Source organism: Candidatus Accumulibacter contiguus, from assembly GCF_012940005.1.
GTDB classification, from domain to species: domain Bacteria; phylum Pseudomonadota; class Gammaproteobacteria; order Burkholderiales; family Rhodocyclaceae; genus Accumulibacter; species Accumulibacter contiguus.
The window spans coordinates 24,594-33,473 of sequence record NZ_SPMX01000072.1 but is presented as its reverse complement, the minus strand read 5'-3'; the positions used below and the strand labels follow the sequence as shown (position 1 = coordinate 33,473).

Below are 8,880 nucleotides of genomic sequence, written 5' to 3'. Positions count from 1 at the left end.
GGGCCAGGCTGCGAGTGTGCCCGGGCCGCTGGCCGGAGCGAATGGCGGCTCGGGCTGGTTCGACCCGGATCGTTTGGGGGAGGGCCAGGCTGCGAGTGTGCCCGGGCCGCTGGCCGGATTGCGCAGCTCGGGCGTGTTCCACCCCGATGGCTCGGCGGAAGGTACGGCGGAAGGTACGGCGAATTCGGCAACGGCAAATTTTGCCGGTTTGTCGTCAGAGGCCAATGGTGTCGATGCCGCAGGCTGCCGCTCATCGCCGGTCTGCGCTCTGATCTCCGGGGTCTCTGGAGCGATTCTGGTAGGGGTCGATGGCAGCAGTGCTTCTGTGCGAACCGACCGGGAAGGGTCGATCTCCGGGTTTGTTGCGAGCACCGAACTGCCTGGCTGTTGCGCTGGCGGGAAGCCGAGAGTCGCCAGGAATTGTGGATCGGTGGCAGTCGCAGCCGTGCCGGCGTCGGCAATGGCCAGCTCGCTGTTGTCTGGCTGATCGTCATCGGGCAAGGGTTTGGCGGCGACGAATGGCTGGCCGAGCAGCATGCTGGCAAAGTCGAGGCCGCTGTTCATGTGCTCAGTCGCAGGCGTGCCTGCGCTTCCGACGGACATTTCCTGGATGGGCGGCTTGACGAATGTTGAAACGACGGCAATGGTCATGATCAATCGCTTTACTGTAATAGTCGCGTCAGCGACTCACGAATCTTTCCTCCCCACTCGCGGGGGAGAGGGAAACAGCCATGAATTTCATGGTCGTTCGCAAGGTTCTGCAGCGCTGTAAAAGCAAATATCGTGCCAAAGTTGGGTCAACAATCCTCTTCGCGGTCGTTGCGGCGGGCGGCAAACTCGTCCTGAATCCTTTGCTCCTGACGAAATTCCTGCCGTGCTTCGCTGGCGCGATGACGTTCGGAGAGGGCGTCGAAAGCTTTCAGCCGTGTCCGCTGCCGTTGCCATTCTGCCTGGCCGGCGGCGGTGTGCATTTCCTGCTGGCTGACGGACTGGAGCTGCTGCTGGATGGCCTCGTCGAGACGGTTCAGAAATTCCTGGTAGTTGCGCCATTCGGGTTGTCCCAGTCCGTTCTGGGCAGCCTGCCGAAAGCGGGCCGTGTATTCCTCGCGATACTGCAGCAGCATTGCGAGCTTTTTCCTGGCGTCACGTTCCGCAGCAAGCAGGCGAGCGAGCGATTGCGTCGCCTCGTCGTTGCGATTGCGCATCAGCTCGAGTACCGTTTGCAGGGAGAAGGGTTTGGTCACGCGGAAATCACCGACTGGTCAATCGGAAGGTCGCTTCAATGAAATACCAAGGGAAGGCAGGAGGCTCACGCAGCCGGCTCGAACAAGGCGCGCAGACGCGCAACGCTGCTGCCGAAATCCGCGCGCTGGCTCAGGTTCTGCTGCAGCAATTCCTCGAATCGCGGATAGATGACGATCGCCTGGTCGAGCTGCGGGTCGGAACCGGCAGCGTAGGCTCCGACGCTGATCAGGTCGCGCGACCGCTGATAGCGTGAAAAGAGACCCTTGAATTTGCGGATGTACTGCAGATGCGCTGGACTGACCAGATTGACCATGGCGCGCGAGATCGATTGTTCGATGTCGATTGCCGGATAGTGACCCGCATCGGCGAGCGTCCGCGACAGCACGATGTGGCCGTCCAGGATTGCTCTTGCGGCATCGGCGATGGGATCCTGCTGGTCGTCACCTTCGGCCAGCACGGTGTAGAAGGCGGTGATCGAACCACCGCCTTCGAGGCCGTTGCCGGCGCGCTCGACGAGCTGCGGCAGGCGTGCGAAAACCGATGGTGGGTAGCCGCGAGTGACCGGGGGTTCGCCGATGGCCAGAGCAATCTCGCGCTGCGCCATCGCGTAGCGGGTCAGCGAGTCCATGATCAGCAGCACTTGCCGGCCACGATCCCGGAAGTATTCGGCGATACAGGTCGCGTAGGCCGCGCCTTGCAGGCGCATCAGCGGGCTGACGTCAGCCGGTGCGGCAACGACGACCGAACGGTGCAGGCCTTCCTCACCCAGGATCTGTTCGATGAACTCCTTGACTTCACGGCCGCGCTCACCGATCAGTCCGACGACAATCACCTCAGCCGCGGTATAGCGGGCCATCATTCCGAGCAGGACGCTCTTGCCTACCCCTGATCCGGCGAAAAGCCCCATCCGCTGGCCGCGGCCGACGCAGAGCAGGGCATTGATGGCGCGCACCCCGACATCGAGCGTCTCGTCGATCGGTGCTCTGGACATCGGATTGACGGGCCGACTCTGAAGTGGGCGCAGAGAGTCGGCGTGCAGGGGGCCGAGCCTGTCGAGCGGTCGGCCGGCACCATCGAGGACCCGGCCAAGCAGCGATTCGCCGACCGGAACCAGTTTGGCGCGGTCGATCCAGCGCCGGCGGGCGGGTGGTGGTCGACCGACCTGTGGGTGCTGGTGGGGGGTCTCGAGAGCGACTACCCTGGCTCCCGGTGAGAGACCGAAGACATCCTCCGATGGCATCAGGAAAAGTCGCTCGCCGTTGAAGCCGACCACTTCTGCCTCGATCGGCGAGCCACCCACCGACACGATCCGGCATGAACTGCCAAGCGGCAACTTGAGCCCCGAGGCCTCCATGACCAGGCCGTTGATCCGGGTCAGATGGCCGCTCGGCAACAGCGAACTGGCCTGACTGGCGGTTTGCCGGCAGCCATCGAGGAAGCCATGCCACGCCGCAAGGTGCCGGTTATCAGCAAGATCAGTCATCGTCATTCCAAACGGACTTCATTGTCGGGCCTTGAGCCATTCCTGGCTGACGCCGATGGCCTCGATGACGCGCCGCCAACGGGTTTCCAGGGTCGCGTCGACTTCGCTGGCACCCAGTTCGACTCGGCAACCGCCAGCAGTGAGCGTATTGTCGTCGATAATTCGCCAGTTGGCATGGGCGAGCTGCTCGCCCAGGTGGCTGCGAACCAGCGCCGCATCATCCGGGTGCACGAACAGCAGCGGCTGGCCATGATGGGGGTGCAGGGCGGTGACCGCTTCCCTGACCACCGACAAGAGCAGCTCCGGTTGCACGCGCAGGCTCTGACGCAAGACCTGACTGGCGATTTCGATCGCCAGGACCAGCAATTGATCGGCCACGCTCTGATCGATCACCGCCAGGGCCTGCTGCAGGTTGTCCATCAGCGAGGCCATGCCGGTTGCCACTGCCTGCGCTGCATTGATCCCCTCGGCATAGCCGGCGGCGTAGCCGGCGCTGTATCCCGCGGTATAGCCGGCGGTGTGTGCCTCGCGATGGATGCGCTCGATTTCCTCGGCGCTGGGCAGGGGCAGCGGCGGCTCCTGCGGCGGCGCTTCGACTTCGCAGGCCACCAGCACTTCCTCAGCCGGCGGACCGCCGGGCGCCGCCTCCAGCCCTTGTTCGGCATCGAAAGACGCCAGCTCCCAGCGCTGGTAGGCGGTCATCTTTTCTTTCGAAATCGGTTTGCTCATGTTTTGTTGCAGGCTCACACCATTTCCTCGCCACCCGCTGAGCCGAGTACGATCTGGCCTTCATCTGCGAGGCGGCGAACGACCTTGAGGATTTCCTTCTGCTCGGCTTCGACCTCCGAAAGGCGAACCGGGCCGCGCGAATCGAGATCTTCGCGCAACATCTCCGAAGCGCGCTGCGACATGTTCTTGAAAATCTTTTCACGCAGAGGATCGCTGGCACCCTTCATCGCCAGGATCAGCGATTCCGACTGAATTTCGCGCAACAGCAGCTGGATGCCCCGGTCGTCGAGATCGAGAAGATTCTCGAAGACGAACATCTCGTCGAGAATCTTCTGCGCCAGGTCAGGATCGTATTCGCGGATCGAGTCCATGACCGCGGTCTCATTGGCGCTGCCCATGAAATTGAGCATTTCGGCAACCGTGCGCACGCCACCCATGGCCGACTTCTTGATGCTGGCAGACCCCGAGAGCAGGCGCAACATCACGTCGTTCAGCTCCTTCAACGCTTCTGGCTGGATACCTTCGAGAGTGGCCACACGCAGAACCACGTCGTTGCGCAGCCTTTCCGAAAACTGGTTCAAGATGTCGCTGGCGTGATCATGGGCGAGATGGACGAGAATCGTGGCGATGATCTGTGGGTGCTCGTTGCGGATCAGATCGGCGACCGTCGGCGCATCCATCCACTTCAGGCCTTCAATCCCATTGGTGTCACCGGGTTGCAGGATGCGCGAGATCAGGTTGGACGCCTTGTCGTCACCCAGCGCCTTGGTGAGGACCGAACGTACATAGGCATCCGTATCGATGTGCACCGCGGCCGATTCTTCGGCCGATTGCTGAAACTCGGTCAGCACCTCATCGACGCGCACACGCGGGACCGATTTCAACGCCGCCATGGCGTGACCGAGCTTCTGCACCTCCTTCGGGGCCAGATGCTTGAGCACTTCAGCGGCATAATCCTCGCCGAGAGAGATCAGCAGTATGGCGCTCTTCTCAACGCCGTCGTCAGCTGCCATTGGCACCCATCCATTCCTTGATGATGTTGGCTACCAGTTGCGGGTCATCTTTCGCCAGTTCGCGTGCCTTGGCGAGCCTGGTCTCCAGCAATTCGGCGGCGGTCGGGACATGCTCCTGCTCGCGTTCTTCGCCTTCTTCCTCGGCAAGCACGTCAATCTTGCCGCCGACGGTGGCTTCTTCGGCAGGAGGTGGAAGCATGGTCTTGAGCAGTGGCCGCACGACGCCGAGCAGCAGATAGGCAAGGACGCCGGCCAGGACAAGGTACTTGATCAGATCCTTGGCCAGGGAAATCATTTCGGGGTCACGCCAGGCCGGCAGTCCTTCTTCCTTTTCGATGGCAGTAAACGGCGCATTGGCGACCGAGATGGTATCCCCGCGATCCTTGTTGAAGCCCATGGCTTCCTTGACCAGATCGCTGATCTGCTTCAGTTCGTTGTCCGGCAGTGGCTTGTTGGCCGGTTTGCCGTCCTTGCCGATTTCCTTGCGCTGATTGACCACTACCGCCGCCGACAGGCGTTTGACGGTGCCGACCGATTGCTTGACATGACGGATGGTCTTGTCGATCTCGTAGTTGATCGTCGAGTTCTTGCTGGTGCTGATGGGTTGGCCGACGTTGGCGATCGGTGCCTGCACGCCGGCCGCGTTGAGTTGCCCGGGCGCCGGCGGGGTGGGCGTGGCGGCGGCCCCGGCACCAGCCACCGCGGGTTGCGTCAATGGCGCAGTGGCCGGTACGGGGGGTTGGTTGCTGAGGGCGCCGGGAACCCCCTGCGCCGTCGGGCTGGTACTGGCGGTTTCGCTGGTCTGCTGGCTGCGAATGCTGATCTCCGGCGGCGTCGTGTTCGGCCGATGCGTCTCGGCAGTCTGTTCTGCCTGCGAAAAGTCGATGTCGGCGGCAATCTGGACGCGGGCGTTGCCGGGGCCGACGATCGGTGCCAGGATGTCTTCGACGCGCTTGATGATGCTCGCCTCGACTTCCTGGATGTACTTGACCTGTGTCGGGTCCAGGCCGGCCTCGAGCAGCTTGCTCTTCATCTGCGACAGCAGCGTGCCGCTCTGGTCGAGCAGGGTGACGCTGGCGGTTGCCAGTTGCGGAACGCTGGCCGCGACAAGATTCTGGATGCCGGCGATCTGGCCCGCATCGAGCGAACGCCCAGGGTAGAGATTGAGCATCACCGACGCCGATGGCTTCATCTCTTCGCGCATGAAAACACTCGGCTTCGGTATCGCCAGGTGCACGCGCGCGGCCTGAACCGCCGCAATCGATTGAATGGTGCGCGACAGCTCGCCTTCCAGACCACGCTGATAATTAACCTGTTCGGCAAACTGGCTGATGCCGAACTTCTGGCTTTCCATCAGCTCGAAACCGACCGCTCCGCCCCTGGGCAGTCCCTGTGAAGCCAGGCGCAGGCGCACATCATGGACGCGGCTGGCGGGTACGAGGATGGCGCTGCCCGAGTCGTTGAACTTGTAGGGAATGTTCATCTGCTCCAGGACAGCGATGATCGCGCCGCCGTCCCGCTCGCTGATGTTGGAGAACAATATCCTGAACTCGCTTTGCCTGAGCAGGGTTCCCGCCGCGACGAGCAGGGCGATGACAGCGGCGACCGAGACCATCAGCAGCACTTTCTGCTTGTTGCTCAGGCGCGCCAGTGCCTCGCGAACGCGATCCAGCGGATTGACCGCGTCTGCTGTCGGTGTGGTTTCGGCTGTCGCCATGCTTGTGATACGTTGATGAGCCTGCGATCAAGCAAGCAAAAAGCGAAAAAAAAGCTGATAATTGCATCGCTATTGTAGCTGTTTATTGCACGGGACCTTCCAACCGATGAGTGAAGTTGTACAAATGCCGGGTCATGAAGCCCAGGAACTGCAACGGGCTTTCGACGTTTTCAATCAGGTTTCACAGGCCCTGACGCAGGCGTATCAGGGGCTGCAGGGGCGTGTCGAGTCGCTGACTGCGGAGCTGGCGGTCGCCAATGGGGAATTGCGTCGGCAATACGAGGCGAAAGAAGCTCTTTCCGAACGTCTTTCGCTATTGCTCAACGCCTTGCCAGCCGGTGTGGTGGTGCTCGACAGCGCCGCCCGCGTCAGCGAGGCCAACCCGGCGGCCTGCCAGATGTTCGGTTCGTCGATCGTCGGTGATCTATGGCCGCGGGTGCAGGAGGCCAGACTGGTGGCGACCGAAGCGCCGGGAGAATGGCATCTGGATGGGCGTCGCCTGGCTGTCGTCGAGAGTCCGCTCGACTCGGCCGGTGGGCGAATCCTGCTGATGCATGATGTGACCGCGGCACACGGCCTCAAGGCCGAGCTGGCACGTCATCAGCGGCTGGTGGCCATGGGCGAGATGGCGGCTTCGCTGGCACACCAGTTGCGGACCCCGTTGGCAACGGCATTACTCTATAGCGCCAATCTCGGTCAAGCCGATCTCGCCGATGCGGCGCGCATCCGTTTTGCCAGCAAGACGACGGCACAACTGCAACGCCTCGAGCGCCTGATTCAGGAGGTGCTGTTGTTTGCGCGCGGGGAGAGCATCGGCTGCGATACCTTGCTCACCGGGGAACTGCTGGGCGACGCGGCGCAGACCGTGCAGCCTTTGTTTCTGGAGAAGAAGGTTGCCTTCCGGGTGATCTGTGGCGCCAGCGAGGTGATCGTCACCGGCAGCCGAAAAGCCTTGGCCGGTGCCCTGGTGAATCTGCTCGAGAACGCCCTGCAAGCCTGTACGGCCGGCGGGCAAGTCACCCTTTGGGCAAGCGAGTCCGGCCGGCAGTTGCGCATCGGCGTGCGCGATACCGGTGCCGGGATCGCTCCCGAGGTGCAACTGCGCGTTTTCGATCCATTCTTTACCACGCGGGCGCAGGGCACCGGGCTCGGTCTGGCGATCGCCCTCGGCGTCGTGCGCGCACACGGGGGGAGCATCAGCGTCAGTTCGGTACCGGGAGAGGGCTCGGAATTCGTGATCCTGTTGCCGATCGAAGAGGCGGCAGCGGAAACGCACTGAGGAACAGAAACGAATGGTACAGGGATTGCCGATTCTGGTGGTTGAAGACGACGCCGCACTGCGTGAGGCGATCTGCGATACCCTTGAGCTGGCAGGGCAGACGGTAGTGTCTGCTGGCGGCGGCGAAGAGGCGCTGCAATTGCTCGTCAGGAATGCCGTGTCGCTGGTGGTCAGCGACGTGCGCATGCTGCCGATCGATGGCATTGCCCTGCTCAAGGAAATCCGCAACCGCTTTCCGTACCTGCCTGTGGTCCTGATGACGGCATTCGCCGATGTCGACCGCGCGGTCGAAGCCATGCGGGCAGGCGCTTGTGACTTCCTGCTCAAGCCCTTCGAGCCAAAGGCACTGCTCGAACATGTGCTGCGCTATCGCCTGCCGGAAGCGCCCGATGACGATCGGGTGATCGCCATCGATCCGGTGACCAGCAATCTCTTTGCCCTGGCCAGGCGAGTCGCGCAGACCGACGCCACGGTTCTGCTGAGTGGCGAGAGCGGTGTGGGCAAGGAAGTGGTGGCGCGCTATATTCACCAGCACTCGGCGCGCAGCAAGGGTCCATTCGTCGCCATCAATTGTGCGGCGATTCCGGACAGTCTGCTCGAAGCCACGCTTTTCGGTTATGAAAAGGGGGCTTTCAGTGGCGCTCAGCACGCCCAGGCCGGCAAGTTTGAACAGGCGCAGCATGGAACCCTGTTGCTCGACGAAATCACCGAAATGCCGCTGGCTCTGCAGGCCAAGCTGCTGCGCGTTCTCCAGGAGCGTGAAGTCGAGCGGGTGGGGGGCAGCAAGCCGGTAAGCCTCGATCTGCGTGTCGTTGCCACCTCCAATCGGGACATCGCCGACAGCGTGGCGAGGGGCCTGTTTCGCGAGGATCTGTTCTATCGGCTCAACGTCTTTCCACTGATGATCCCGGCCCTGCGGCAACGCAGTCAGGATATCGCTCCCCTGGCGCGTCATTTTCTGGCTACACACGGCGGCCGCTCCGGTCGTCCGCGCTTGCGCCTGTCCGCCGCCGCCGAGACTGCCCTGCAGTGCAGGGCCTGGCCAGGCAATGTCCGCGAACTGGAAAACATTATCCAGCGAGCGGTCATTCTTGCCGCTGGCGACATCGTCGACGTCGATGCCCTGCATCTTGCACTCGAGCGACGCGTCGATCCGACGGCTGGACAAGCGCCGGAAATCGCCACCCCGGAGGGTGCCACACCCTGCCGGGCCCGATCAACCGACGACATGCGCGACGTGGAGCGCGAACATATCCTGCAAACGCTCGAGGCTGTGGGTGGTTCGCGCAAACTGGCCGGGCAGCGTCTCGGTATGCCCGAGAGAACCCTGCGTTACAAGTTGCGACAGTATCGCCTGGAGGGATTTCTCAAGGACTGATGTGTGCTTGCCGGGTTATCATGACCGTAGATGAAG

8 protein-coding genes are annotated in these 8,880 nt (G+C 62.5%); 2 read left to right on the top strand and 6 right to left on the bottom strand.

What is annotated here, in order from left to right; all coding sequences use genetic code 11:
- From E4Q08_RS20055 to fliF, 6 genes are all read right to left on the bottom strand, one after another.
- The coding region (locus E4Q08_RS20055) for a hypothetical protein (protein WP_169071670.1) at positions 1 to 651 on the bottom strand (651 nt) is incomplete at its 3' end.
- A 146-nt stretch (positions 652 to 797) separates the two neighbouring features.
- On the bottom strand, positions 798 to 1,244 hold the full coding sequence (gene fliJ, locus E4Q08_RS20050; RefSeq protein WP_034909479.1) for a flagellar export protein FliJ: 447 nt from the start codon (positions 1,242 to 1,244) through the stop codon (positions 798 to 800).
- 65 nt (positions 1,245 to 1,309) lie between these two features.
- Positions 1,310 to 2,728, bottom strand: coding sequence for a flagellar protein export ATPase FliI (gene fliI / locus E4Q08_RS20045; protein WP_169071669.1), 1,419 nt, complete (start codon positions 2,726 to 2,728; stop codon positions 1,310 to 1,312).
- 18 nt (positions 2,729 to 2,746) lie between these two features.
- The gene (locus tag E4Q08_RS20040) at positions 2,747 to 3,457 is read right to left on the bottom strand and encodes a flagellar assembly protein FliH (RefSeq protein WP_169071668.1); all 711 of its coding nucleotides are present in this window, start codon (positions 3,455 to 3,457) and stop codon (positions 2,747 to 2,749) included.
- 14 nt (positions 3,458 to 3,471) lie between these two features.
- A complete protein-coding gene (gene fliG / locus E4Q08_RS20035; protein WP_169071667.1) occupies positions 3,472 to 4,470 on the bottom strand; it encodes a flagellar motor switch protein FliG in 999 nt (332 codons plus the stop codon).
- On the bottom strand, positions 4,460 to 6,187 hold the full coding sequence (gene fliF / locus E4Q08_RS20030; RefSeq protein WP_169071666.1) for a flagellar basal-body MS-ring/collar protein FliF: 1,728 nt from the start codon (positions 6,185 to 6,187) through the stop codon (positions 4,460 to 4,462). The genes fliG and fliF overlap by 11 nt, the downstream gene beginning before the upstream one ends.
- Positions 6,188 to 6,293: 106 nt before the next feature.
- Between fliF and E4Q08_RS20025 the strand changes: the two genes are divergently transcribed.
- Both E4Q08_RS20025 and E4Q08_RS20020 read left to right on the top strand, forming a co-directional pair.
- Complete coding sequence (locus E4Q08_RS20025; protein ID WP_169071665.1) at positions 6,294 to 7,466, top strand: sensor histidine kinase; 1,173 nt, start codon at positions 6,294 to 6,296, stop codon at positions 7,464 to 7,466.
- A 13-nt stretch (positions 7,467 to 7,479) separates the two neighbouring features.
- Positions 7,480 to 8,844, top strand: a complete 1,365-nt coding sequence (locus E4Q08_RS20020) for a sigma-54-dependent transcriptional regulator (RefSeq protein WP_169071664.1) — start codon at positions 7,480 to 7,482, stop codon at positions 8,842 to 8,844.
- Positions 8,845 to 8,880: the final 36 nt, after the last annotated feature.

What these genes read in the sequence shown, in the direction of transcription:
- fliI (WP_169071669.1), bottom strand. Translation starts at nt 2,728, where the DNA reads ATGACTGATCTTGCTGATAACCGGCACCTTGCGGCGTGGCATGGCTTC.
- E4Q08_RS20040 (WP_169071668.1), bottom strand. Translation starts at nt 3,457, where the DNA reads ATGAGCAAACCGATTTCGAAAGAAAAGATGACCGCCTACCAGCGCTGG.
- fliG (WP_169071667.1), bottom strand. Translation starts at nt 4,470, where the DNA reads ATGGCAGCTGACGACGGCGTTGAGAAGAGCGCCATACTGCTGATCTCT.
- fliF (WP_169071666.1), bottom strand. Translation starts at nt 6,187, where the DNA reads ATGGCGACAGCCGAAACCACACCGACAGCAGACGCGGTCAATCCGCTG.
- E4Q08_RS20025 (WP_169071665.1), top strand. Translation starts at nt 6,294, where the DNA reads ATGAGTGAAGTTGTACAAATGCCGGGTCATGAAGCCCAGGAACTGCAA.
- E4Q08_RS20020 (WP_169071664.1), top strand. Translation starts at nt 7,480, where the DNA reads ATGGTACAGGGATTGCCGATTCTGGTGGTTGAAGACGACGCCGCACTG.